Here is a 26,822-nt window from a genome sequence, read left to right on the forward strand (position 1 = left end):
TAGAAGCTCACAAATGTTCTATCTTAAAATCATATCTGTCCAACCCGTGAATGGATTATCAAACAGCTCCCATTCTTTTGCGCCAAGTGCCATTTCATCATCTGTTAATAAGCAAGCATCAAACTGAGCAGTCAAAGCAGCTTGATCCATATCCATACCGATCAGAACAATTTCCTGACGCGCATCACCTGTTAAATCATCCCAACTTTTTTCGATCGCATCACGACTGCTTTGATCTTCTGGCCAATGCTCATCTGGTACTGCTGCCCACCAATATCCTGCTACACCATGACGAGCCATCGCACCTGCTTGCGACCAAGACCCTGCAAACTCTGGATTACAAGCCAACCAAAAGAAACCTTTTGAACGAATCACCCCTTGCCATTCAGAATTTACAAAATCAAAAAAACGTTGTGGATGGAAAGGCTTTCTTGCCCGATAAACAAAACTACTGATCCCATATTCTTCGGTTTCAGGTGTATGCTCACCTCTTAATTCTTTTAACCAACCAGGTGCTTGAGCTGCTTCATTAAAATCGAATAAGTTAGTATTTAGAATTTTATCTAGCTTCACTTGCCCAAATTCAGAAATTTCAATTTTCGCTCTTGGGTTAAGTGAATGTAGGATGCCAAATAATTTTTCTTTTTCTTCACTATTAATTAAATCAACTTTATTTAAAATAATCACATCACAGAATTCAATTTGGTCGATTAAGAGATCAACCACATTACGTTCATCGTCCTCACCCAACGATTCACCTCGTGAAGTTAGGCTATCTAACGAACTATAATCCTTTAAAAAATTATAAGCATCGACCAAAGTCACCATGGTATCTAAACGTGCAAATTCACTTAGTGAGACACCATTTTCATCTTCGAAGGTAAATGTTTCTGCAACGGGTAACGGTTCAGAAACCCCTGTTGATTCAATCACTAATTGATCAAAGCGATTGTCATCAGCTAAACGCCGTACCTCAATCAATAAATCCTCTCGTAAGGTGCAACAAATACAACCATTGCTCATTTCCACCAGTTTTTCATCTGTACGTGATAATTCAGCACCGCCCTCACGAACTAATGCCGCATCAATATTCACTTCAGACATATCATTGACGATTACGGCGATTTTCCGCCCTTCACGATTGTTCAAAATATGATTGAGCAACGTGGTTTTTCCTGCACCTAAAAAACCAGATAGGACGGTCACAGGAAGTTTGGCTAGAGTGGCTAAAGAATGATTCATTGGCGTTCTCACTGATTAAAAATGTTGAGTTTGATGTTTAGAAAGACATGAGAAACATTGACCCAATACTTCTAAATATGGGTAACTCGGATTGAATTGTTTGGCTTGGATGGTACTTTCCACACAGGCTTTAAGTTGTGGAATAGCGATGCTTTGCACGCTTTGACATTCTGTACACACGGTAAAAAGCCGATAACTCGCTGAAATTTCAGCTTGATTTAATACATACATATTCAAGGTATTTAGTTTTATGATCAGGCAATGTTCTGACAGTTTTTTAAGGATTCGATAAATCTGAATAGGCGCTTGAAAGCCATAAGGTTTGGCTTTTTCCAATAACGCATAAGCACTCATGGCTTTATTTTCTGTTTTTAAAATATCTAAAATATTTTGTTGGGCGATAGTGAGCTTCATTGCAATTTACTCATTGTTATTATTAAAAGAATTACTGATACACGGCGATGAGGTATAACGATGATCAACACCCCATGTACGATAGCCTGCTGTATCAATATGGATTTGTCCTGATGCATATACACCTAAACCCATATTTAACGCTTCACCTTGCGCTATCCAGAATTCACAAAGCTTCTTTTTTGTATTTTCGATATGAATTTGTTCAATGGGGTCAGGTGTTTCACTGCCTATACGAAAATCGAGTGCGGCGTTAAAGACATGTTTTGAAGCACCCGCACCACCTGCACACTGATTTAGTGCAAAGCTGCGATACACAGATGTCACCGTAATCTGATCAATTCGCCCTTGTTGTAGCAACTTATGCAAAATATTTAATGTGGGAACGATGTTGTTCCATAGCTCTTTGGGAGGAACTTCGTATTCGACATAATTACACTTTTGCCAATCTCTGGCAGTTTGAAAAAACTCAAAATCTGGAATAAATGCATCTACTCCCTGTACTTTTAAAAAGTTTTTATAAGCTTGTCTCTGTTGCTGATGATCAGCGTGCATTGTCCACATCTGATAAGAAGCAGGAATAGGCTTGGGTTTAAGAATAATTTTTGGAATCGTATTTTTTATTTCACGCGGGGCATACTGATTGAACGAAATCGCTTGGTTTTGAGACTGGCAAGCAGATAGACCACATATGAATCCGAGCATGTAGATTTTTTTCATTTTTGATTCGCTAAGGTCTGCTAATTCAAATTAACTTCGCAGCGAGCTTGTCGATGCTTATTGTTATGTTATAACATTACATTAAATATTACAACTTAAGCTATCACCAAATGAATCTTGCTCTTCCTGATATTTCAGCCAACTCCATTTTACCCAAAGCGTATAGCCATTGCCTTGATTGGGTGGGCATGGAAAAAATTGCATTACCCGTTCGTGTCGAAAATACGCTATGTCAAAGTCAAGTGAATGCTTATGTCAGTTTGGACGATCCCTTAGCCAAAGGGATTCATATGTCACGCTTGTATACACGACTGTTAGAACTGAGCTCGATTGGAAATTTAAACTTGATGGATTTAAGGTCTTTATTACAAGACTTTTTAGTAAGTCATCATGATCTATCCAAACATGCAAAAATTGAAATTCATAGCGAACTGTATATCGAACGACCTGCATTGATCAGCAAGCTTTCAGGTTGGAAAAGCTACCCTTTTGTTTTGTCATGCCAACTTTTAGATGAGCAGTTTTTAGCAGAATTAAAAGTTGAGATTCCCTATTCATCAACCTGTCCTTGCTCGGCTGCACTTTCAAGAAACATTATTCAACAACGTTTTGAATCGGCACTCAACAATCAAGACATTCGTTTAGATCAGCAGGAAATTTTAGATTGGCTAAGCAGTACAGATGCGATTGCTGCAACACCGCATAGTCAAAGAAGCTTTGCGATTCTTAATTTCAGACTTGATCAAAATATCCAACACATCCCACTGATTTTATTTATCAATCAGGCTGAGCAAGCCCTCATGACACCAGTTCAAACAGCCGTTAAACGTATTGATGAACAGGCTTTCGCAATTGCCAACGGTCAAAACCTGATGTTTTGTGAAGATGCCTTAAGACGACTGTATGGCACATTTTTAAATCATAAAAGTATTAATGGCTTTAATTTCAAAGTCATTCATGCAGAAAGCCTGCATGCGCATGATGCGGTGGCTCAAGGTTCGTGGCAATGGTAAAGCATTCTATTTTTGAACAAATGGAACATGGATCTTTGGGACAGAAATTTAATTTTGAAGCTGTATTTGAACAGATCAAATGGAACCAAGATGGTCTAGTTCCAGCGATCACTCAAGATCAAACAAGCAAAGAAGTATTGATGATGGCTTGGGTTAATCGAGACGCCTTAATCGAAACCTTGCAGACTAAACAAGTGTGCTATTGGTCGCGCTCACGAAAATGCTTATGGCGTAAAGGTGAGAGTTCAGGACATCGTCAATATTTGACGGATGCCAGACTCGATTGTGATGGCGACTGCCTATTATTCCTTGTTGATCAAACTGGTCCAGCCTGCCACACCCTACGCCCGACTTGTTTTTATCTTGGTCTAAATACAGATCAAGTGACGATTTTAACTCAACCTGTGATTTAACTTATTTTAAGCGGTAATTCTATGCTACGTAAAAATCCATCGGGTCATTTGCCTGTTATCGATCAATCTGCTTATGTCGATCAAACTGCTATTATCTGCGGCAAAGTCATCGTACATGCCAATGTGTTTATTGGTCCTTATGCCGTAATTCGTGCTGATGAAACCGATGAACATGGAGAAATGGAACCCATTATTATATGTGCAAACTCCAATATCCAAGATGGTGTGGTGATTCATTCTAAAGCAGGCGCTGCGGTGAAGATTGGTGAAAACTCATCTATTGCCCATCGTTCGATTATTCATGGCCCTTGTGAAATTGGTCGCCATGTTTTTGTCGGTTTTAATAGCGTTTTATTCAACTGCAAAGTCGGTGATCATAGTGCGATCCGACACAATGCAGTGGTGGACGGGCGTGATTTACCAAGTCACTTTTATGTTCCTGCCATGAGCTATATCAACCCTAAAACCGATTTAAGCCAATATCCGCCTGTTGATGTTTCAATCAGTGAGTTTTCTGAAAGTGTGGTGAGCACCAATATCGAATTAGTCAAAGGATATAAGGCATTGCACAATGAATTTTAGACAATTTCCCAAGATCATTATTCGCAATGCCAATCTAGTCAATGAAGATAAACAGTTTATTGCCGATGTACTGATTCAAGATGGACGAATCGAGAAAATTGCTAGCAATATCACTGGTATTTTCAATGCGAAAACCATTGATGCAAATGGGGCTTGGTTAATCCCTGGCATGATTGATGATCAAGTGCATTTTAGAGATCCTGGCTCACCACAAAAAGGCAGTATCGCCTCTGAATCTATGGCTGCAACCATTGGTGGGATTACCAGTTATATGGATATGCCTAATACCAATCCTGCAACACTGAACTTAGAGACACTAGCACAAAAAAAGCAGATCGCAGCGCAACATAGCATGGCAAATTACGCATTTCATTTTGGCGTGAGTTCTGAAAATTTAGATATTATTGAACAACTTGATCCTAAATTAGTCAGTGGTGTCAAAGTCTTTATGGGTGCATCAACAGGCAATATGTTGGTCGATGATCCTAAAATTTTAGAGCGTTTATTTGCTAATGTACCAACCATCTTATTGACACATTGTGAATATACACCTCGGATTAAAGAACAGGAAAAACTATATTTGGATAAATATGGCGAAAATATTCCAGCAGTGATGCACCCTAAAATTCGAGATAAACAGGCTTGCTTTGAAAGTTCTCGACTCGCTGTTTCCTTAGCCGAGAAATACGGCACTCAACTGCATGTTTTACATCTGACCACAGCCAAAGAATTATGTTTATTTAAAGATCTGCCTTTAAATCGGAAACATATTTCAGCCGAAGTCTGTATTCATCATCTCAGTTTTGATGATGCTGACTATGCCGCTCTGGGACATTTAATAAAATGTAATCCGGCAATCAAAACCCAACAAGATAAAGAGGCTTTGATCCATGCGATTTCAAACAGTAATCGTTTGGATATTATTGGAACCGACCATGCACCACATACTTGGGATGAAAAACAACAATCCTATATGAATGCTCCTTCAGGTCTGCCACTGGTGCAACATGCTCTGCCCGCATTGATGGAACTGGTTGCAGATGGAAAGCTCAATATCGAAACGATGGTGCGTAAGACATCTCATCAAGTTGCCGACTTATTTAAAATTAAAGACCGTGGTTATATTCGTGAGGGCTATTGGGCTGATCTCGTTCTAATCAAAGAAAATACCCGTAGAATTGCGGTCAAAGATCAAAAAAATTATATGCAATGTGGTTGGAGTCCATTCCAAGATAAAAGCTTTCGTTATGAAGTGGATACCACCATTGTTTCAGGGCAACTAGCATGGCATCAAAATCAGTTATTTTTAAATTGTCGGGGGCATGAATTAGAAATCAATCGTTAAGATTTCTATTTTTAATCAATAATACAATTTATCTTGAATTTTGAGCCTGAGTTTCAGGCTTTTCTTTTTTAAGAAAACAGGTAAATCTAGACCTAACCCTAGAATTCGATCGCATCAAAAATATATTTATTAAATTAAAAAAATCATGTAGTTACAATAAATACGCCAAATGCATCACACAAAATTCACAGCTACACCAGTAAATCTATAATGTCTAATGCAAATAACTAATTTTTACTATAGGGAAAAGCATAAGACCAATAACAAATCTATCAAAAATTAAAACCTGAGATCACAGAAATGATCAAGGAGAAGCTCTATGGACTCTCGCCTACTTATTGCAATTTTGCTAAGTAGCTTTAGTGCAACATCATTTGCTTCAAGTCACCGAGAAGCACCATCAATCACTAAACTACCCAAAGTAGACGCTACAGATTTTTATATGTTTAAAAGCTATGAATCTGGGCGTAGTAACTACGTAACACTTTTGGCTAACTACCAGCCCTTGCAAGATGCCTATGGTGGTCCAAATTACTTTTCACTAGATTCTAAAGCACTATATGAAATTCATGTAGACAATAACGGAGATGCACAAGAAGACATCACTTTTCAGTTCAAATTTAATCAAGAACTAAAAGACCTTCAAGTTCCAGTGGGCGGCAAAAATATTTCTGTTCCATTATCCAATATCGGCAAAATTACCAATGATAGTAGCTCGGCTCAAAATACTGCTGAAACTTTCACAGTAACGATGATTAAAGGAGATCGTCGCAAAGGTGATCGTAATGTCCTCGGCACTTTCAAAAAGCCATTTGATAATGTTGGTACAAAATCTATTCCTAATTACCAAGCCTATGCAGACACTTTTGTACAAAATGTGAATTTCGGAAGCTGTGGTTCAGGTAAAGTTTTCGTGGGACAACGTCAAGATTCATTTGCAGTAAACTTAGGTGAAGTATTTGACTTGGTCAATATCAAAATTCCAGCAACTCAACTTGCACCTTCTGGTGTCAATGCTGAAGACCAAGGCTTAAATACAATTGCAGATAAAAACGTCACGACGATTGCACTTGAAGTACCACAATCATGCTTAGTGTCTACAAACGATACTGTGATTGGTGGTTGGACGACTGCGAGCTTACCTCAAGCGACTTTATTAAATCCAAATCCAGAAAGTAATCTGAATAGCGCAGCAAAAGTGGGTGGCGCATGGACTCAAGTTTCGCGTCTAGGTATGCCATTAGTCAACGAAGTTGTGATCGGCTTAAAAGACAAAGATAAATTTAATGCAAGTAAGCCAGCAAATGATGGTCAATTTGCTGATTATGTCACTAATCCTGCTCTACCAACTTTAATCGAAGTTCTATTTAAAGATGCAACAGGCGGCGCAGTTGTTGCTCCAACCAATTTCCCACGTACTGACTTAGTGAATGCATTCTTATTGGGTATTCCTGGTTTAAATCAGCCAAAAAATGTGAAAGCATCTGAGATGCTCCGTTTAAATACAGCAATCGCACCGATGACTAAAGATAAACAAAGTCGTTTAGGTGTCATTGGTGGTGATACTGCTGGATTCCCAAATGGTCGTCGCCCAGGTGATGATGTCGTAGATATTGAGCTTCGTGTTGCTATGGGCTTGTTATGCACGATTGATGGTGTAAATACTGCCGTAGGCTGTAAAGCAACGGATGCTAAAGCGGGAGGAATCAGTTTTACTGATGGTGCATTACAATCACCGCAACAGTTTGGTACGACCTTCCCTTATTTAAATACTCCAGTGTCGGGCTCACCGTTTAATACAGCTAGCAAATAATCAGGAGTAACTACCATGAAAAAATATATGTTGTTATTCATGGTTGCAATTGGATTAAGCGGATGTGGTGGCGATGATAATAAATCAAAACCCAACAATAACAACCAATCTCAAGGTGATGCTGTACTGAAAGAAACGTTGATATTGACCAACCAATCGCAAAGCAACTTTGAACAAGCTGAACCGAAAACGCTGACTGCAATAGCAGAATCAACGATAAATAATAAAGCTGAACCCGTAGCAGTTAAATTTTAAAACAAAGGTGCTTAGTTGCATTATCTAACTAAGCACCTTTTTAGGAGTTTTTTTAATGTTTATTCGGCAACTAACACTTTCTGTTTTGGTTCTTAGCTATCTTGGTACTGTATATGCACATCCTAAGCATCAACATAAGCATGCTGTTTCAAATCCCGAAAGTTTAAATAATCAAACTAATTTAAATAATCATTATAACGATACAGTAAGAAATCAAATCGTTACGGTATTGCTCGAAAAAGCATATGCTCGTGGTGATGGTGATTTATTGGAACAAGCTGAAAACTTAATGAAAACCAGTAAAAACCCTTCTGATGTGGAAAATAAATTACTGGCAACTCGATTAGCGCAAGCTAATCATGATTTTAGTACAGCAGAAAAGACCTTAAAAGAAATACTGAAGTCTCAGCCAAACCAATATGATGCTATTTTACAGCTCGCAAATATTTACAGACTGCAAGGTCAATTTGATCAAGCGCTCAGCTTATGTAATCAACTAAGTGATTCCGAAGTCAAATGGTATCAAGCTGGTTGTATCCTCCAAGTTGAAGCAATGACCAAAAGTTATTCAGATTTAAAACCCAAAGCAGATGAGCTTTTAAAAGAGACTTCACGACTTAGTAAAAATGATAAACAGTGGTTTGGAAATATTTTGCTTGAAGTTGCCACACGATTTAATGATCAACAACTTGCGACGCAAGCTATTCCATTACTTGCAACAGATAACCTGCCGAATACTCTCGCCAAAGCAAATTGGTATATTGCTCAACAACAGTATCAAACTGCAATAACGATCTTAGAACCCTATCGTTATCATGATGGTGCACTTTATCGAATTATTTTAGCAAAACAAAAACTAGCTGATGGCTCATCAAATCAAGACTTAAGTGAATTAAGCTTGCGCGTTCAAACTTTATTGAAACAGCAAGATCACATTCATTTAAGAGAGCAAGCACAATACCTTTGGATATCAAAGCAATACCAAGAAGGTCTCAAGATCGCTGCGAAAAACTGGGATATGCAAAGAGAAAATGAAGATTTTGAGGTCTATGCCGCTTTAGCGATTGAAAGTAAAAATCAAAATAGTGCAGAAAAGCTCTTAAACTGGAGTAAAAAAACAGGTTATCAAAATCCGGTGTTAGTTCCTGAATTAGAAAAATTAGTAACTAAGCTTTGATTTTTAATGAGTAAAAATCGAAGAAATCACTGTATTTTCACAGTGATTTCACAAGCCTAAATCTAATATGAATTATAAAAATTAAATTAGTGAAAAAAATGAAAACTAGAATTATTTCAATCATTTTGATTAGTAGCAGTAACTTGTGTATTAATCAAACAACCCAAGCCGGAGGTGAACTAATTCATAGTTTACCAACCATAAAACTAAGTGCTAACGCAAATTCAAGTGACACATTTGGAATCGCATTTACTGCTTCACAGGGCACAATTATCAAGGAACAAATTGAAACGCGACCTTTATCACGCCCTGCAGAAGTATTGGAGACAATACCAGGTGTAATCGTGACTCAACATAGTGGTACAGGTAAAGCGAATCAATTTTTCTTACGCGGATTCAATTTAGATCATGGTACTGACTTTGCCACTTCATTTGATGAAATACCAATCAATATGGTCACTCATGCACACGGTCAAGGTTATACCGATTTAAATTTCTTAATCCCTGAACTGATTGAAACAATTCAATATCATAAAGGTTCAACATCAATTGATGATGGTGATTTTGCTTCAGCAGGCACAGCAAAAATTTCTAGTATTCAATCATTAGATCGTCCATATGTCCAAATGACGCTAGGAAAAAATGATTTACTCAGAGTTTTAGGTGTTGGCAATTTGAAATTGCAGAGCGGGGAAATTATTGCTGCTATTGAAAATTTAAATAACGATGGACCTTGGAAAAATCCTGAAAACCTATCCAAACAAAATCTATTTCTAAAATATTACACGGGTGACCATGATAAAAATCAATCTATCAGCTTTCAACATTATCAATCAAAATGGGATGCAACTGATCAGATTCCCCAACGCCTGATTGATAATGGTGAACTCGATCGATTTGACACACTTAACAGTAGTGACGGCGGTAAATCTTCTCGTACAGCACTTTGGTATAATGCTCAAAGTCATGATGACCAGCAATTTAGTGAACTTTCTTCATATGCTGTTTATAACAAACTCAATTTATTTTCAGATTTTAGTTATTTTTTAAATGATCCAATCCGTGGCGATCAATTTGAGCAAGCTGAAGAAAGAGCGACTATTGGTACAAAATACCAAAAAGGTTGGATTACAAATTGGCAAGAAAAAGATGTTTTAAATACTGTAGGCGCTTCATTTCGATATGACTACATCACGGATCTAGGACTATACCAAACCCAAAATCGTCAACGTTTTAGCACAATCCGACAAGATGATATTCAAGAGTTTTCTGTGGGCATATGGGGGCAAAACCAAACCAGTTGGCAACCTTGGTTAAAGACTATATTTGGAGTTCGTGGCGATTTTTATTCATTTGATGTCAATTCAGATCGTAAAGAAAATTCAGGTAATGAAACTGATCAAATTCTCAGCCCTAAACTGAGCATCGTTTTAGGGCCTTGGAAAAATATTGAATATTATCTGAATTATGCGTATGGATTTCATAGTAATGATGCTAGAGGTACCACGACAAGATTGAATGTTGACCCAAGAGACAGTAACTATTTAAGCAAAATTGACTCTGTATCACCTTTAGTGAGAACCATCAATTCTGAAATTGGACTGAGAGCTAACTTTATTCCAGAACTTACCAGCACACTTGCTATATGGCAACTCGACTCTGATTCAGAACTTTTGTTTATCGGTGACGCTGGCACCACTGAAGCCAGTCGACCAAGTAAACGCCAAGGGATTGAAATTTCACAATACTATCAACCAACTGATGCTTGGATTATTGATTTAGATGCTGCTTGGTCAAAAGCAAGATTTAAAAATAACAGTGCTGAAGGAAATCATATTCCGGGTGCGATTGAAAAAACACTAGCAGCAGGATTCACCTATCATTTTAATGATCAATTAAACTTTGGCGGTCGTTTACGTTACTTTGGTTCACGTCCTTTGATTGAAGATAATTCCGTTCGTTCAGACTCATCGACATTAGTAAACTTACAAGGCAGTTATAAATTTAATAAAAATTTCCAAGCACAATTAGAACTATTCAATGTATTTGATCAAAAGGTGAATGATATTGAATATTACTATGCGTCATGCAGTCGTCAAGATTTAGGCGATTCCGCATGTTCTCCAAACTCAACTGAACGTGAGGGCATTTTTGACAAACATGTTCACCCAACTGAGGGTAGAAACCTCAGAATGACCTTACGATATTTATTCTGATTGACCAGATAAATGCTAAGGAGGAAAATTATGTGGACTCCAAAAAAACTGAATGTTTCACAGAGCGCATTCCTCTTTAGCATTATCGTGCACATTATTATCGTTACCATACTTTTAAAATTTGAAGCTGAAAAAAATATTGATAATGTTTCAACAATGAACGTTACTTTCATTTCAGCATCAACGCTTAAAGCTCAGACTTTTTCATCCTCCTCTTCTCGCAACATACCCTCAAAAAATGATACAAAGCCAAATGACAATAAAGTAAATACCCAAAATCCTAAGAGTTCCAATAATCTATTAGACAATCAATTGCCTAATTTTTTTGATTTAACTCAAGATACTCAGCTTCTAAATAGTAATAATCTTTACGATCCACTCTTGGATGCACAAAATAGAGCAAAAAAAGCCATCAAAGAAGCAAAGGACGTATCCAATCTCTATCAGGCAAATATCAAACCGATGCAAACAGATTTTTTAGAAAATAATCAAATGTCGCTACCAGAACCGGAGAGTGACTCATTTGGGCTCTATAAAGTTGAAATTATTGATAATAAGCAAGATTTAGAACATTACTCCACACTTATGAAAGCAGTTTCAGCAACACAAACAACAGACGAGGAAATAAGAATTAATCAATTGGCTCATCAAGTCACAACACTTTTAAATGAAAATAATTTAACTACCACCCAGATCAACCCTACAAGCATCGAATTTATGGTTGATCCAGTTAATCTTGTTATTTTAATTAAACTGCCTTACGACCCATCACAAAATACTCAAAAAATTAAAGCTTTATTACAAAATATCTCATTCGATTCAGTTTTTATCAGCAGTAATCTAAACGAAAAATCTTATTCATTTAGGATTCAAATCTAAACCTATCCTTCAAATTTCCCAAAAATTCATTTAGATATATATTTATCAAAAATACCTGCAAATTAACTTAATTCATTATTAAGGTCTAAGGTATATAATTTAAAATTCTTAGGAACAAGCTCTATTCACTCTTATGCCCCAATCTGCTAATTTTTGGCGAGATCTATTCCGGTTAATACATATTTATGCAGGAATATTGATCGCCCCATTTATTTTTATTGCGGCATTTACTGGATTTTTATACGTTAGTAGTCCACAAATCGAACAATATATCTATAAAGAACAACTCTTTGTCCAAAGTGAAAATATTCCAGCTCAACAGCTCAGTTTGCAAATAAAAGCAGCACAAGCACTCATCCCTGAATCTGCGAAGATTACTGAAGTGCGACCAGCGCCTACCTCCAATCAAACGACACGTGTCATTTATAGTGACCCTGTTGAAAATATAAGTAATCAAGCTATCTTCGTTAATCCATATACTTTAGAACTTAAGGGGCAACTTCCTGTTTATGGAACGAGTGGTGTTCTTCCGTTTAGAACTCTAATTGATCAATTTCACAGTAATTTACTGCTTGGCGACTATGGAAGACTATATAGTGAACTGGCTGCAAGCTGGTTAGCAATTCTAAGCCTCTCAGGTCTCTATCATTGGTATAAACGCCGAAAACATTTAAAACAGATCGCAACGCCAAGAAATATACTTTTAAAATGGCATAGCTCAATTGGAATCATTTTATTTCCGCTCTTACTGATTGTTGCGATTACAGGTTTGACTTGGTCTAAATGGACTGGAGAAAATATCCGCATACTTCGCCAAGCCTTGAGTTGGCAAACACCAGCTCTCATTACCTCTATTTCTAATAATAAACAATCAGTTGATATACATGCACATCATCATACCGATATGCAACAAATGAACCATCAGCCACTCATAAAGGCTGAGGATTTTGATCAAGCGCTACAAATTGCCAGACAACATGGGATTCACAGTTCTCAACTGCAAATCAAACCGCCAACAACCATAGATACTGCATGGACAGTTTCAGAAATACGTCGTCGTTGGCCTACAGAAGCAGACAGTATTTCGATTGATCTGCAAAAGGATAAAGTGATTGATCATTTAAAATTTGACGATTTCCCAGTCGCTGCGAAACTCACCCGATGGGGTGTGGATGCGCATATTGGTGTGTTGTTTGGTTGGGTCAATCAACTTTTATTAATGATATATGCAATCGCTTTATGCGCACTCATTGTGATTGCATTTTGGCTTTGGAGTCGCACATTTAATCTAAAACAAACCACAATCAACCTCGTCAAACAGAGCTTACTGCTTTGGAAAAATGGCAACTTAAAACAGAAAATTTCGCTTCTGATATCTTTGTTTATTCTTCTGATTTGTTTGCCAACCTTAGCGATAAGTTTAATCGTCGCGATTGCCTTCATCATGATTCAACAGCATCAATCTAGATTGTCATAATTCATGATGCTAGACACTAAAAATAGTGTCTAGCCATTATCTTAGGCAAGTTTATCAAGTTGAAAATCTTCAAAAGCCTGATATGGAACACCAGTTTTGCTTTCTAAAATTTCCACATAATCATCTCCTAAGATCAATTGATTACGCTCTTTCACATGTTGTAATTGAATTTTAATTTTTCCATGATCCATGAAACTAAAATTTCCAACATACAACTCATGTTTGTTGTGGTCACTATTACTTGTTCGCTCTAAACGAAAAGTTTGATCTGCCATAATCTTTAGATCGACAGTCATTCCATCACAGTTTTCACAAAAAGTTATGCATCCTGCACAAGGCAATATTCCTTGATAATGGCCTATCCATTTTTGCAATAAGGGATCAATGCTCGGTTTAACTTCAGCACTAATTTTTTCCTGTTCAGGATTGGGATCATTCTGACTACACCCCATGATAACACTCGCTAAAATGAAAGTACTTAATGCTCTTTTCTTCATCATCGACATGCTATTGCTCTGTTTCATTCCTATCATCAAGCTCAAAAGGACCAATCAAAACGTAAAGTCGCTTTTAAAGGTTCACCGGGTTGTACCCAATAGTTGGTATAACTTGCTACGTAATAATCTTTATCAAATAGATTATCCAAATTTAACTGCGCACGTAGGTCTGGTCGAATTTGAATATAGCCACCAACATTGACAACGGTAAACTCAGGTAGAGTCGTTCCATTATCAATATAGTTTGCACTTCGCTGACCATAATAATTAATATTTCCAACAAGACCTGCTTCTCGCCCAAACAGGTTCAATTGATAATCCGCATTAATATTCGCGGTATGTTTAGGAATATTTTTCAGACGTGAACCTATTTTATCGACTTCACTTTCTAAAACTGAAGCATCCGTATAGCTATAATTTGCATTGACTCGAAGTTGATCACTGATTTGATGCTGTAACTCCAATTCAACTCCTCGACTTTGTACATGACCGTTATCAACATAACTATCGGTGATGCCTTCAGTAAGCAAATGGCGTTTATCTAAGTCAAAATAAGTTAATCCTAACCAGCTTTTCGGAAGAAACTGATACTTAGCTCCGAATTCCCAAGTCGTGGTTTTTTCAGGTTGGTATAACTCATTATTCTTATTTAAACCTGTATTTAGCTCAAATCCTTTACCCCAATTACTATAAAAGGAAAGCTGTTCAGTTACTTTGAAATTGATCCCTGCCCGGGGTGTAAATGGTGTAAATGTCTGTTGAGCTGATTTTGCCGTTAGATGATTTTCAATCTGCTGTTCTAAGTGATTGAAGCGTCCACCAAGCAAAATACTCCATTGCTCATTTAAAAAAATCTGATCCTGTAGATTGAAGCCCATCATATTTTGGGTTTCTTTCATATCTTTACTTATTCGAGTTAATGGAAGAAGGTTTTGACCATAAATAGGATTATAAATATCTATCGGACTATTCGTTCCTGCTGCATTTCTTCTTTGCGTTTGATCAATGGTGTAGTGTCCCGCCTCAACATTGGTCACGAATTCATGTTTCAGAGAACCTGTTTTAAACTTTCCTCGTAAGATCGACTGGAAATTGGTGGTATCTGTTTCAAATTGTCGAGCACGGCGGAAACGATTTACGGTTCTGCCATCTGCGGTAATCGAACCAATTTCAGTCGAAGTTCCTGCACGTTCACCATGATTATAGGTAATTGCCGTTGTATTATTCCAATCATCATTGAAGGCGTGATTCAAGCGCAGTTGATACATTTGGTTTTTGATTTCAATATCACCATCACTAGGCTCGCCTAGAAAGATTTTCTTATTGACTGGGAATTTCCGATTGACCATCGGTATCCCTCGATCAAATACGCCTTTAGACGCTGAAAACTCAGTATCAAGATTTAACTGGGTTTGCTCAGAAATTTTCCAAGCCAATTGAGGCGCAATGTAATAATGCTGATTATCAACATGATCACGGAAACTTTGATTGTTTTCATAAGATGCGCCTAAACGATAGGCAAAATCGTCATTGATCGCATTGGTGGTGTCCATTGCAATTCGATATTCTTCTAAAGTACTTCCACTCAAACTAACTACGCTTTTAGGCTGCCATTCAGGTTGTCTAGTGGTGATATTCATAATTCCCCCAATCGCACCCTGCCCATACATCGCAGCCATCGGTCCTTTCAAGAAATCAACCGCCTGAATATTCACCATATCTCGCGTGGTATGAATTCCACTGACAGAACTTAATCCATTCCGCATATAGATCGTTCCCATATTGGGATCGGTACTAAAGCCACGGAATGAATAATTATCCCAAAATCCACCACCATAACTATCTTGATATACCACACCGTTTACGTGCGATAGTGCATCGCTGATCCGTTGAACATTATGATTTTGAATATCTGTTGAAGATACATGTGATTTAGTAAATGGAACATCTAACAGGTCATGATTAAATTGCGTCATTGCTTGTGATGATGAATGACGCTCATCTTGTTTTTCAGCAGTAACAATAATCGTCGCTAATCGAGTGGCATCCATTTCAGTTGAAGATTCAGCTGCTAAAGTTGCGGTTGAAGAGAATTGAACCGCTAAAATAGCAAGTGCTAATGGATGAAAGTGAAAGTATTTCATTGTTGACCTTTAATGCATAAATTTTCATTAGAGCCATTGAATAGCTCTGATTTGAGTTTTGAAAATTAAGCCAATAAAGGTGGTGCTCTGCCTTGAGGACTTAAGAAAAGACATTGCAGCTCAAAAAGGATATGTCTAAACGCTTTCTGAAAGGCTATTAATCTTACTTGTATTCGAGCAAAGATTTCAGGGAGATCTGAATCAAGATTAGAAATTAAATGACTATATATTGTACAGAACACACATTGATGATGAATATCATGTTGATGTTCCATATTTGATTTAACTGTCTGCTTTATCTCAGCAATCACATTATGCTTGATCAAATGATTATGATGCTGATCCGTCTTGTGCTGTATTTCAGCAACACTTTGACACACCCTAGCTATTTGATATTGCTCAGGTAGTAAAGGCTGTAAAAAAACAGCAATTTGAAATAGCATCGCAGAGAATGCTAAAACGATTGATATTCGCAAGGTCTACATCAAGATTTTTAGAACGGTTATATTAACATTCCTCATATTTTTTATTAAATTTATAAAATTAATTCAAATTTATTTATATTATTGATTTACATAATTAAAATAATAAAATAGCTTTCTTGTATTTCCACCATATTTTATTTGCTTATTTAAACGTCCTACAGTGTATGGAAAATATTTTTATTATATTTTCAATTCAGGATTAGTCGTTTAGTTGAATGACAAAAAATAAGCTGACTAACATATTGTTATATTTCCAATAAAATAAAATATTTATTAAATTCAATTCATTAAGAAATCTAGCTTTTATTTTCTAATCGCTTTAAAACATGTTTTTTGATTAATATCACTTTGTAAAATCACATTATTATTATAGAATCTTTAGATATTCGAGTATTAGAGTTATTATCTAAATGCTTATGATTTTAGGAAGATTGCTCGGTTGTTACGCAATCTTGTTACAAATCGCTGTTTTTCTTCAGCCTCTCCTTCCTGAGCAATATCAAATTTCTCCGGTATGTGAAACTGTTGCTCAAGCATTTAAATTTGATCACTCTGTACACGCAAATCATCATGCAACTGATGTTTCAAGTCATCAACATGATGAAAAGCATTCAAGTCATTTTCATCATATCGAACAATCAAATAATTTAATCGATCAAATCAAGCCATCAAATCACCACCATCATGATCCAGGACACCAATGTCAATATTGTGTAGTTTATAGTCATGTTTTACCTTTACCCGATATAGATTTAACTCAAGTTTTAGTTCGGATTCAGGTTCGATTTCTTGCATTTATTGAAAACTATTTCCATGTTTTCTTTGATCTTCAGCAGTTATTTCTGATCCCTCAAGGTCGAGCCCCTCCGCTACTACCCTCTCTGTAATTACAAGCTCAAAACATCATTGTTTTGATAATGAATATTTTCATGAGATCGTAGTAATGTTTTCAATGATATCTGATGCCCACACACGGGTAGAATCTTATATAGCTATATTTTTAGCTAGTTTCAGAATATTGGAGGTGCAATCATGACCTTAGGTTTAACGGCACTTGAACTGGCTCGAATCCAATTCGCCTTCACTGTATCTTTTCATATCATTTTTCCAGCCATATCGATTGGCTTAGCCAGTTTCTTAGCTGTCTTAGAATGGCGATGGCTAAAAACCAATGACCCTATTTATAAAGATCTATTTAAATACTGGGTCAAAATCTTTGCTGTCGCTTTTGGAATGGGCGTGGTGTCTGGTGTGGTCATGAGCTACCAGTTTGGAACCAACTGGAGTGAGTTTTCCCGATTCGCAGGTGGTGTAACTGGCCCCTTATTAGCATATGAGGTACTCAGTGCTTTCTTCTTAGAGGCAGGCTTTCTTGGCATCATGTTATTTGGTTGGGGCCGTGTCGGTAAAAAAGCACATTTCTTTGCCACCCTGATGGTCGCAGTCGGAACATGTATTTCTATGTTCTGGATTCTCTCATCAAATAGTTGGATGCAAACACCTCAAGGTTTCACTATCGAAAATGGTATTGTTGTTCCACAAGATTGGTTTGCAATCGTCTTTAATCCATCATTTCCTTATCGCTTAGCACACATGGCAATTGCAGCCTTTATGGTTGCCGCACTTCTTGTTGCTTCAACAGCCGCTTGGCATTTGCTGAAAGGTCGACGTGATGAATTGGTCAAGAAATCATTTTCAATGGCTCTGTGGTTGATTCTGATTTTAGCACCACTACAGGTTTTCGTGGGTGATGCGCATGGTCTTAATACGCTAAAACATCAACCAGCCAAGCTTGCAGCAATGGAAGGTCATTGGGAAACCAATTACGATGAGGGTATGCCACTCTATCTATTTGGCATACCAGATATGCAGGAAGAACGTACCAAATATGCAATTGCAATTCCCAACTTGGGCAGTTTAATCCTAACCCATTCTATGGATGGTACGGTTAAAGGATTAAAAGATTTCGCTCCTGAAGATCGTCCAAACTCTACAATCGTTTTTTGGAGTTTTCGCATTATGGTCGGCTTAGGCATGCTGATGCTTTTGCTTGCAGCGATGGGTTTATGGCTCAGAAAAACGGGTAAGTTTTATGAAAACAAATGGTTTCATCGTTTCGCTTTGATTATGGGGCCATCAGGATTTATTGCATTACTTGCAGGTTGGTTTACCACAGAAGTAGGTCGTCAGCCGTGGGTGGTTTACGGTGTCATGCGAACTAAAGATGCCTTATCACCGGTTTCGGCTGAACAAGTCGGTTTAACGCTGATTATTTTTGTGGTGGTGTACTGCATTGTATTTGGTGTGGGCATTTATTACATGCTGAAACTGATGCATAAAGGTCCAGAGTTTATTGATAGCCAAGCTGAACAAGTGGGTGGTGTCGGTCATTTTAAAACACCAATGCGTCCGTTAAGTGCAGCTGATGAAAAAATTGATGATCGTGATCAAGGAGCTTCATCATGATTGATTTATCTCTGATTTGGATTGTAATCATTGCCATTGGTGTTTTTATCTATGTTGTACTTGATGGTTTTGACTTAGGTATCGGGATTCTTTTTCCGTTTATCAAAGATCAGCAAGAACGCGATGTCATGATGAATACTGTTGCTCCTGTTTGGGATGGCAACGAAACATGGATGGTTTTGGGTGGTGCAGGTTTATTTGCAGCTTTTCCAATGGTTTATGCAGCAGTTCTATCTGCTTTTTATATGCCAATTATTTTGATGGTGATTGCGCTGATCTTCCGTGGCGTCGCTTTTGAGTTTCGTTTTAAAGCAAATCGTACGAAGCATTTGTGGGATGCTGCTTTTATTGGTGGATCTGTACTTTCCAGCTTTTTGCAAGGTGTCATCTTAGGTGCTTATATTCAAGGGATTCATATTGTTGATGGACGATATGCAGGCGGTGGCTTAGATTGGCTAACACCTTTCTCTCTTTTCACTGGGGTCGGTGTTGTCGTTGTGTACGCTGCACTTGGTTGTGGATGGTTGATCATGAAAACAGATGATCGACTACAACTCAGCATGTACAACTTGATGCCAAAATTGATTATCGGACTATTGCTTATCTTTGCATCGGTCAGTATTTACACCCCATTAGCACATCCAATGATAGCTGAACGTTGGTTTACGCAACCTCAAATTTTATATTTCAGCCCTGTACCGATTTTAGTTTTAGTCTTTACTTATTTAACGATTAAAGCATGTCAAAAACGACAAGAATCAATGCCATTTTTATACACCTTGGCGTTGGTATTCTTGGCATATACAGGTTTTTTAATCAGTATTTTTCCTTATATTATTCCACCTTCTGTCACCATTTGGGATGCAGCCGCACCAGCCAATAGTCAATTATTCGCGCTTATTGGTGCACTTATTTTGATTCCGATTATTATCATTTACACCATCATGGCGTATTGGGTATTCAGAGATAAAGTTCGGATAGGTGATGAAGGCTATCACTAGGAGTAACGGATATGAAATTATCACAAACACAATGGTTTATCTTGCTGTGGTTAGGTGGTTTCTTCGGGCTACTACTGATCGCAATGCTGTTTAGGCTTTTACTCAAACTTGCATATTAATTTACGAGGTTTAAGATGAATCAAGTATTTGATACACCTTCGCTACTACAGATGCAAGAACCAGAGTTTGCTCAAGAAATTATTAAAGTACGTCAGCTTATGAAAATTTCTCAGGCTCAACTTGCAACAAAACTCGGTATTTCAACCCGGACTTTAGAAAGTTGGGAACGAGGTAAAAGGCACCCTTCTAGACCTTCACAAGCATTAATCCGATTATTTATCAAATCTCCCGAATTTGTTTTAAACAATCTAGGGTAATTTTAAAGACCGTACTTTATTATTGTACGGTCTTTTCTTTTTAAGATATTGAAAGAAATCTAAAATAAGGAAATAAAAAAAGAGACTTTAAATAAAGTCTCTTTTTCATATTTGGCAGAGGATCAAGGACTCGAACCTTGACGAACGGTTTTGGAGACCGTCATGCTACCATTACACCAATCCTCTATAACCGCATGATTAAGTCATTTCTGGTTTAACCATAAAAAAAGCAAGATATTCTTGCTTTTTAAATTTGGTGGGGGCGAAGAGACTCGAACTCTTACACCTTGCGGCGCTGGAACCTAAATCCAGTGCGTCTACCAATTTCGCCACGCCCCCGATGGGTATGCATATTAGTGAGAAAGCATCTTCATGACAAGACTTTCTAACAAAAAATGCATTCAAATGAACATATAATATTCAAATCAAAGATTTATGTTTATTTTTACAACAACTTGACCGCATTTATACACTTTCTTGCTTCTATAACTGAACTAAAACGTTGATCAGAATTCTTCATTAACAAACCCTCAATTAATGGTAAGAAACACAAAAAGTGAGATGGCAGTTGTATATGTAATTGTTGACAATGTAGCAATGCCCAATCGTGATAGGTTTTTGCAGTTAGCTTCGAATGGATAAGCCATTCATATAAAATAATACCTAATGCATATAAATCAGTTTGAACTGTTTTTTGTTGACCATGAAAAAGTTCAGGTGCCATATAGTGTGGTGTTGCATTTAAGTTTGAAGCAGTCACACCCTGTTTATGGGCTTGCTCAAAATCAATGAGCTTGCAAAGATTATCATAGCAACGAAAATGCTCAGGCTTCAAATCACCATGAATCCAACCTGATTCATGTAAATCACTTAAAACATCTAATACTAAATTGATCTTGTGCTTAATCATTTCGATATCTTTAATTAATTTGATATCTGTAAAAAAAACATGACTATCAATCAAAACTAATCCAGAGCCCTCGGTGATTAGCTCATTAAAACAAACAAACTGGTTAAGCTGAATAATTTGGTGCGGCAGTAGAATATTCTGATTGATCAAATCACTATGACGATAAAAATCTAACTCATCTAAAAAAGCGTGCTCTAAAATTTGATGATGTTTTGCCTCGTGATATTTGAGCCAATATTTTTTCTCATCTACATGAAAAGAATATAGTCGCCGACCAAATTGATAACTTTGATTTTTAGTGGTTAAGACCAAATTATTTATTTGAATATTTGGATCATAAATCCACGTAGTAAAACTCATTCTGCTGCTTTTCTTCCTGCTTTCGTAATGCCGTTAAACAATGCTCAATGGTTTTACCAATTCGTGCGTGTGTTTCAATTGAGCTTAGTTTAGGCCATGTTGCCCTCTCACCTTCTTGCTGAAGGATTTTAAAAAGTTTTGGTCGAGGGTTTTTCAACATGTAGTTATAGTGTCTTAAACCATACTTGGCAATAATATTGACATCACCATAATAGCGTTGCCCCAAAATTCCATAGCCATGATCTAAAACTCGGCGAATTGGAAAAAAACTCCCCATATAATTTCGTGTTAGATCCATTAACTCCATGGCAATTGCCTTGCCTTGATGTCGAATAATTCGTTCAGGCCAACTCAACACATCTCGGCGAAATCTTTCACTATCGCTTTGCATAAAAGGTACAATATGCGGATTGACCTGACTGGCGATTGTATAATTAATATTGTAAAGCCGCGCCATTTTCTCTTGAGGAAAATCACTGCGCATACTGCCATCAACCCATTTGGTATTAGCTAAATACGGCGTGTGCAATCCATCATAACGTTTACTAGTCAAATGCACAGGTGGAAATAATACAGGTACAGCACAAGAAGCCAATACCGCACTCCAAACCAAAACATTTGGTGCTGTTAATGCATTCATGATACGCGGGTTTTGAGCTGTGTTATAAGGTGCAATGACAATATTGATATGCCGTTTTGATTGTTGATAAGCTTCTGCAAAAGTCACATCTCCAAGATTTTGCATCAGAAACTTTTTCAAATACATGACATCCGCAATTCCACCATTTCCGCGAATAAGCTCACTGACTTTTCTAAATTTGAAAGCATCACTGAAAAAGTGCTCTCCTTTTAGTAATTCAGGAATCTTATTGGGAGCAGAAACACCGAGCATACCTGTCATGATTGCGCCCGCACTTGAACCTGATAAAACGCTTGGCATCAAATCTTGTTCAAGCAAAGCTTTACAAACACCTGTATGAAACAGGCCCAATGTTGCACCACCTGAGAACATAAGTGCTGGTTGTCCATAAGCTTTTTGGCATTCTTCAAAAAAATGAATTTTTTCTTTCAATTGAAATGTGATGCACTCGCTCGAAGCTAAATATTGGAAGCATTCACTCATTTCCTCGACATAGTTTTCTATTATTTTTTTAGTCCCAATATACGTTTCAGCATACAGCATCGGATGCCCAATATTGGCAAAGTCATACGACAACCCCTCTCTAAGCACATAAATTAAATCGAGAGTCCTGCGCTGTGTGCGATATTTTTTTAATAAGTTATGACGTTTAGACAGAATTTCCGCATCAAAATAAGGCGATTGATTGTCATATTTCCATGCCTCCTGACCAGATTCTTCATCCAATTTTAAGGCGATTTCTTTCCATTCAGCGTAAGAATTTGCATGTTGTAAGTGTTCTTGTAGCATACCAATTCTATATGTTTGATATGTATTTCTTTTTTCTTGAACTCTTTTTAACATTCGCAGTCCTAAATCTCATCATATTTTTTATAATCTTGCACCTATACAATGCAAAAAGCGGCACCAACAATCAAGTATAAAATCTATTTATTGCATTCTTTTGATGATATTTCCTTTATTTTGAATATGGCGGTGATAGTATCCCTAACTATCGATCAATAAGTTTGGTTTGTATTATGGCTCTCCTTGATTTACCCGAATCTATTATCCAATCATTATCTAATGTCTTGACCCAATTACAGCAAATCCTTCCTGCACCAAGACAACCTACAGATTTTTCAGCAATTGCTTTTCGATGGGAAAATCAAGAATTGGTCGCCATACAACAACCTAAAAAAATGTATTTGGAGGACTTAAAAGGAATCGAAAGACAAAAAGATAAAATCATCCAAAATACTCTACAGTTTTTGAATGGTTTGCCAGCCAATGATGTTTTATTGACAGGTTCTCGCGGAACTGGAAAATCATCGATTGTACGCGCACTACTGACTGAATATGCTACACAAGGTTTACGTTTAATCGAAATTGAACGCGATGACTTATCCGATTTACCTAAAATCCAAAAAATGATTCAAGACCGACCTGAAAAATTTATCGTTTATTGTGATGACCTCGCTTTTAACGCCGAAGATGAAAATTATCGTAGTTTAAAAAGTGTCTTAGATGGCTCACTACAATCAGGTTCAAGCAATTTTATTATTTATGCGACCAGTAATCGCCGTCATTTACTTCCTGAATTTATGCATGAAAATACCCCTGTGCGTAAAGTTGATGTTCCGCAATACACAGAGCTACATCCGCAAGAAGCGATTGAGGAAAAAATTTCACTGTCTGATCGATTTGGATTGTGGCTTTCGTTCTATCCAATGGATCAACAGTTGTATTTAACTATTGTGGAACATTACATTCTTAAAGCAGGTTTGGAATACAATGATATTGTTCGCGGCGAGAGCTTAAAATGGTGTCAAGCGCGTGGTCAACGTTCAGGGCGTGCCGCTTATCAATTCTCAAAGCATTGGATTGGCTCACAAAATCTTGAAAAATTGTCGAACAAAATCACCTAATAATTGTCCTTAAAAGCTGCGGCTTTGTCCTTATTTCCATTTAGGTTAGGCAGTTGTTTCACATAACCTTAGCTTCAGCATAGCTTGAGTTTAGGAAATAAAATGAAGAAACAATTGCCCCCTACTGCACTTACAAGCAAAATTTTGGGAAAGAGTCTCATATTCGCTCAAGGTGCTTTAGATCAAGCCATCAAATATTCAACGATACCATTTGATGCAGCAGATATCATTCTTCCAAGAACCGATGAAAAATTTTATACATGGACACATTACGGAATTTTTTTCCCGCTATTACCTGAACCACATCGATATCTAAATATCATGATTTTACTCGGAACGCCGGGTGCACTGGCGTTTGACCATGACGACATTACTAGGGATGATCCACGTAAAACAGCCACTTTCTATTCAAGCACTGCTGCGATAGATCAGCACTTATTAAAAGCGTATATCATCCCAGAGCAAACCAATATTCATGTTGATGGTACACAAATTGAATTAGGCAATGAAGTTTCTATTACAGGCAGTTATCCCACGATTCATCTTCAAGGTGAATATCATGGTTTAAGTTTTGAATTCGATCTAGATGTGACTAATCAAGCCTCTTGGTTTATCAAAACACCTGTTTACGATCATTTTAGTCTTTTATCGAGATTTAAAGGTCAACTTGAATATCAAGGGCAAATAACTGATGCTGAAGGCTTATGTACTTATGAATATGCTAGAGCGACTGGCGCACATGGCGTAGTTAAAAAACTGCTACCTGAACCTTATAAATTACCACTCGACTTCTTCACCTATCAAATTATTAATCTGAATGAAACAACTCAGCTGTTATTAACCAAAGCAGATATATTGGGTCAACCCGTCGCTTATACCTTGCATGTTCGCCACACTGATCAAGCTGCTGAAGTGTATACCAATGTTGAATTTAAAGTGATTTCTCATCAAATTGATGATTATGTTTCACCTAGCGGTAAAAAAATGCGTTTACCACAACTATTTTCTTGGTCAGTCAAAGATGATAACGGTAAAAAAGTGTTAGAACTTATCGCTGAAATAGACAGCCCTTATCGTTATGGACACGGCATTGGTTATGCTGGGTCTTATACATTTTCAGCTGTATATTTAAATGATACTGTGCAAGGTCGCGGATACATCGAATATATTGATGTAGAAGATCAGAAAACGTTTGAAGATTAAATAAATACCTCGATTAGCCTTTGCTGAAACATCAAAGGCTAAACTATCTAAAACATACTCACACGCTTTAAATCTTCGGAGGACTCAAATTATCAATAAATTGATTAATTGAATCCTTAATCTCAGTTGCCACTTTTGTTTCAAAACCTTCGACCAAAAAGCGGCTAATCAGCCCTTCTATAAGGGTATAGGTCACTTCGACCAACATCTCTGCATTAGGAAAAGGTTGCAGATATTCTGCAATTAAATTTCTAATCCACACTTTATGCTCTTTTGATACCGTGATAATCTCTTGATCACTCAAATGTGACTCTGCCACTGCTCTGACAAATAAACATCCTTTAAAATTATCTTCTTGAAACCATAATAAATGCCAATCGATCAGCCGATTAAGTGCAGTCCTTCCTGTTTCATCAGCGACATAATCTAACAAGCTGTTTCTAAACTTTTCGTCCCTCGCTTCCAAAACAGACTTCACCAATTGATTTTTATTTTTAAAATAGGTGTACATCGTAGTCTTTGAACAGCCAGATTCATCCCGAATGAGATCAACACCTACTCCCACAAAACTATTTTCATAAAATAATTTTTCAGCTGTATGCAAAATTTTTTTGGCTGACTTTGACATAAAAATTTACTCACTCAAAATAGTACAAATCTGTACTATTTGCAATTTTAGTTATATTATCGCTATAAAGCAACCCTATAGTGAGATCACCATGTTATCTTTATTCAATGGTCGAGAACATCTCGCCCCACCACCCCAATCTATTGATATTATAAGAAGTTTAATTGGCGGTACATTCAGTATTTTGATCTTAATATTACTGAGTAAATTAACAAATAACTTATTTATCATGGCACCCTTTGGCGCGACTTGTGTCATTTTATATGCCGTTTCTCACTCTCCTTTAGCCCAACCACGCAATGTCATTTTAGGGCACTTTATCTCCGCATTTATTGGCTTACTGTTTCTTAAAGTTTTTGGCGTATCTGCTTTGAGCATTGCTCTTTCTGTCGGTTGTGCAATTGCAGCCATGCAAATTCTGCGTTGTGTACACCCACCTGCAGGTGCAAATCCATTGGTGATATTGCTGACAGCACATACCATTCAATACCAATGGGGCTTCTTATTATTTCCAGTACTTTTAGGCTCAATTGCTTTAGTGTTGGTTGCATGGCTAGTCAATAACTTTAAAGCTGAAAAGAAATGGCCGATTTATGGATTAGCAATCATTCACAGCAAAGAAAATCACAAATAAGTCACTAAATAGATTGAGAATATA

At 37.1% G+C, this 26,822-nt stretch carries 26 protein-coding genes and 2 tRNA genes; 17 read left to right on the forward strand and 11 right to left on the reverse strand.

Annotated features, from left to right (window positions below):
* Positions 1-18: 18 nt before the first annotated feature.
* From zigA to F933_RS14505, 3 genes are read right to left on the reverse strand one after another with little or no spacing between them, the layout of a single operon-like run.
* The gene (zigA, locus tag F933_RS14495) at positions 19-1,242 is read right to left on the reverse strand and encodes a zinc metallochaperone GTPase ZigA (RefSeq protein WP_005062472.1); all 1,224 of its coding nucleotides are present in this window, start codon (positions 1,240-1,242) and stop codon (positions 19-21) included.
* Positions 1,243-1,257: 15 nt separating this feature from the next.
* Positions 1,258-1,656 carry a hypothetical protein gene (locus tag F933_RS14500; RefSeq protein ID WP_005062474.1) on the reverse strand — a complete coding sequence of 133 codons (399 nt, stop codon included), beginning with the start codon at positions 1,654-1,656 and terminating at the stop codon, positions 1,258-1,260.
* Between the two features lie 6 nt (positions 1,657-1,662).
* Entirely contained in the window at positions 1,663-2,376 is a 714-nt protein-coding gene (locus F933_RS14505; RefSeq protein ID WP_034711119.1) for a YcbK family protein, read from the reverse strand.
* A gap of 110 nt (positions 2,377-2,486) precedes the next feature.
* Between F933_RS14505 and folE2 the strand changes: the two genes are divergently transcribed.
* The 10 genes from folE2 to F933_RS14555 all read left to right on the forward strand — a co-directional run bounded on the left by folE2 (position 2,487) and on the right by F933_RS14555 (position 13,546).
* Entirely contained in the window at positions 2,487-3,389 is a 903-nt protein-coding gene (gene folE2 / locus F933_RS14510; protein WP_005062477.1) for a GTP cyclohydrolase FolE2, read from the forward strand.
* Positions 3,383-3,802 (forward strand): phosphoribosyl-AMP cyclohydrolase, encoded by a 420-nt coding sequence (hisI, locus tag F933_RS14515; protein ID WP_005062479.1) that lies wholly within the window; start codon positions 3,383-3,385, stop codon positions 3,800-3,802. The genes folE2 and hisI overlap by 7 nt, the downstream gene beginning before the upstream one ends.
* A 21-nt stretch (positions 3,803-3,823) precedes the next feature.
* Positions 3,824-4,384, forward strand: a complete 561-nt coding sequence (locus F933_RS14520; protein ID WP_005062481.1) for a gamma carbonic anhydrase family protein — start codon at positions 3,824-3,826, stop codon at positions 4,382-4,384.
* Positions 4,374-5,729 (forward strand): dihydroorotase, encoded by a 1,356-nt coding sequence (locus tag F933_RS14525; RefSeq protein WP_005062482.1) that lies wholly within the window; start codon positions 4,374-4,376, stop codon positions 5,727-5,729. The genes F933_RS14520 and F933_RS14525 overlap by 11 nt, the downstream gene beginning before the upstream one ends.
* 319 nt (positions 5,730-6,048) lie before the next feature.
* Positions 6,049-7,542 (forward strand): DUF4331 domain-containing protein, encoded by a 1,494-nt coding sequence (locus F933_RS14530; RefSeq protein ID WP_005062484.1) that lies wholly within the window; start codon positions 6,049-6,051, stop codon positions 7,540-7,542.
* 15 nt (positions 7,543-7,557) lie between these two features.
* The gene (locus F933_RS14535; protein WP_005062486.1) at positions 7,558-7,797 is read left to right on the forward strand and encodes a putative periplasmic lipoprotein; all 240 of its coding nucleotides are present in this window, start codon (positions 7,558-7,560) and stop codon (positions 7,795-7,797) included.
* 55 nt (positions 7,798-7,852) lie between these two features.
* Complete coding sequence (locus tag F933_RS14540) at positions 7,853-8,974, forward strand: tetratricopeptide repeat protein (RefSeq protein ID WP_005062491.1); 1,122 nt, start codon at positions 7,853-7,855, stop codon at positions 8,972-8,974.
* A gap of 98 nt (positions 8,975-9,072) precedes the next feature.
* Positions 9,073-11,190, forward strand: a complete 2,118-nt coding sequence (locus F933_RS14545) for a TonB-dependent receptor (RefSeq protein WP_005062493.1) — start codon at positions 9,073-9,075, stop codon at positions 11,188-11,190.
* A gap of 30 nt (positions 11,191-11,220) precedes the next feature.
* Positions 11,221-12,069, forward strand: a complete 849-nt coding sequence (locus tag F933_RS14550; protein ID WP_005062494.1) for a hypothetical protein — start codon at positions 11,221-11,223, stop codon at positions 12,067-12,069.
* 133 nt (positions 12,070-12,202) lie between these two features.
* Positions 12,203-13,546 carry a PepSY-associated TM helix domain-containing protein gene (locus tag F933_RS14555; RefSeq protein ID WP_005062496.1) on the forward strand — a complete coding sequence of 448 codons (1,344 nt, stop codon included), beginning with the start codon at positions 12,203-12,205 and terminating at the stop codon, positions 13,544-13,546.
* 41 nt (positions 13,547-13,587) lie between these two features.
* Here F933_RS14555 and F933_RS14560 read toward each other — a convergent pair whose 3' ends face one another.
* The 3 genes from F933_RS14560 to F933_RS14570 all read right to left on the reverse strand — a co-directional run bounded on the left by F933_RS14560 (position 13,588) and on the right by F933_RS14570 (position 16,630).
* On the reverse strand, positions 13,588-14,070 hold the full coding sequence (locus F933_RS14560; protein ID WP_228127875.1) for a copper resistance protein NlpE N-terminal domain-containing protein: 483 nt from the start codon (positions 14,068-14,070) through the stop codon (positions 13,588-13,590).
* A gap of 14 nt (positions 14,071-14,084) precedes the next feature.
* Entirely contained in the window at positions 14,085-16,187 is a 2,103-nt protein-coding gene (locus F933_RS14565; RefSeq protein ID WP_005062500.1) for a TonB-dependent receptor, read from the reverse strand.
* A 65-nt stretch (positions 16,188-16,252) separates the two neighbouring features.
* A complete protein-coding gene (locus F933_RS14570) occupies positions 16,253-16,630 on the reverse strand; it encodes a hypothetical protein (protein ID WP_005062502.1) in 378 nt (125 codons plus the stop codon).
* Positions 16,631-17,091: 461 nt separating this feature from the next.
* On the opposite strand from F933_RS14570, the gene F933_RS14575 reads away from it, so the two are divergent.
* The 4 genes from F933_RS14575 to F933_RS14590 all read left to right on the forward strand — a co-directional run bounded on the left by F933_RS14575 (position 17,092) and on the right by F933_RS14590 (position 20,516).
* Positions 17,092-17,559 carry a DUF2946 domain-containing protein gene (locus tag F933_RS14575; RefSeq protein WP_378236426.1) on the forward strand — a complete coding sequence of 156 codons (468 nt, stop codon included), beginning with the start codon at positions 17,092-17,094 and terminating at the stop codon, positions 17,557-17,559.
* 145 nt (positions 17,560-17,704) lie between these two features.
* Positions 17,705-19,138, forward strand: a complete 1,434-nt coding sequence (locus F933_RS14580; protein WP_005054776.1) for a cytochrome ubiquinol oxidase subunit I — start codon at positions 17,705-17,707, stop codon at positions 19,136-19,138.
* Positions 19,135-20,139: a cytochrome d ubiquinol oxidase subunit II gene (gene cydB / locus F933_RS14585; RefSeq protein WP_005062506.1), complete on the forward strand. Its 1,005-nt coding sequence runs from the start codon at positions 19,135-19,137 to the stop codon at positions 20,137-20,139. Before F933_RS14580 ends, cydB begins: the two co-directional genes overlap by 4 nt.
* A gap of 134 nt (positions 20,140-20,273) precedes the next feature.
* Entirely contained in the window at positions 20,274-20,516 is a 243-nt protein-coding gene (locus tag F933_RS14590; protein ID WP_005062507.1) for a helix-turn-helix domain-containing protein, read from the forward strand.
* 112 nt (positions 20,517-20,628) lie between these two features.
* On the opposite strand, the gene F933_RS14595 is transcribed toward F933_RS14590, so the two are convergent.
* From F933_RS14595 to F933_RS14610, 4 genes are all read right to left on the reverse strand, one after another.
* Positions 20,629-20,702: transfer RNA gene (locus tag F933_RS14595), tRNA-Trp, on the reverse strand.
* A gap of 68 nt (positions 20,703-20,770) precedes the next feature.
* Positions 20,771-20,855 (reverse strand) — tRNA-Leu (locus tag F933_RS14600).
* Positions 20,856-20,961: 106 nt separating this feature from the next.
* Positions 20,962-21,786: a protein kinase domain-containing protein gene (locus F933_RS14605; RefSeq protein ID WP_005062508.1), complete on the reverse strand. Its 825-nt coding sequence runs from the start codon at positions 21,784-21,786 to the stop codon at positions 20,962-20,964.
* Positions 21,761-23,269, reverse strand: a complete 1,509-nt coding sequence (locus F933_RS14610; RefSeq protein ID WP_005062511.1) for a DUF3336 domain-containing protein — start codon at positions 23,267-23,269, stop codon at positions 21,761-21,763. Before F933_RS14610 ends, F933_RS14605 begins: the two co-directional genes overlap by 26 nt.
* A 176-nt stretch (positions 23,270-23,445) precedes the next feature.
* Here F933_RS14610 and F933_RS14615 point away from each other — a divergent pair, with 176 nt between their 5' ends.
* Both F933_RS14615 and F933_RS14620 read left to right on the forward strand, forming a co-directional pair.
* A complete protein-coding gene (locus F933_RS14615) occupies positions 23,446-24,333 on the forward strand; it encodes an ATP-binding protein (RefSeq protein WP_005062513.1) in 888 nt (295 codons plus the stop codon).
* 102 nt (positions 24,334-24,435) lie between these two features.
* The gene (locus F933_RS14620; protein WP_005062514.1) at positions 24,436-25,536 is read left to right on the forward strand and encodes a DUF6670 family protein; all 1,101 of its coding nucleotides are present in this window, start codon (positions 24,436-24,438) and stop codon (positions 25,534-25,536) included.
* Between the two features lie 67 nt (positions 25,537-25,603).
* Here F933_RS14620 and F933_RS14625 read toward each other — a convergent pair whose 3' ends face one another.
* Positions 25,604-26,164: a TetR/AcrR family transcriptional regulator gene (locus F933_RS14625; protein WP_005054783.1), complete on the reverse strand. Its 561-nt coding sequence runs from the start codon at positions 26,162-26,164 to the stop codon at positions 25,604-25,606.
* Between the two features lie 91 nt (positions 26,165-26,255).
* Between F933_RS14625 and F933_RS14630 the strand changes: the two genes are divergently transcribed.
* Entirely contained in the window at positions 26,256-26,798 is a 543-nt protein-coding gene (locus tag F933_RS14630; protein WP_005062517.1) for an HPP family protein, read from the forward strand.
* Positions 26,799-26,822 lie beyond the last annotated feature (24 nt).

The organism is Acinetobacter beijerinckii CIP 110307, assembly GCF_000369005.1.
Taxonomy (GTDB): domain Bacteria; phylum Pseudomonadota; class Gammaproteobacteria; order Pseudomonadales; family Moraxellaceae; genus Acinetobacter; species Acinetobacter beijerinckii.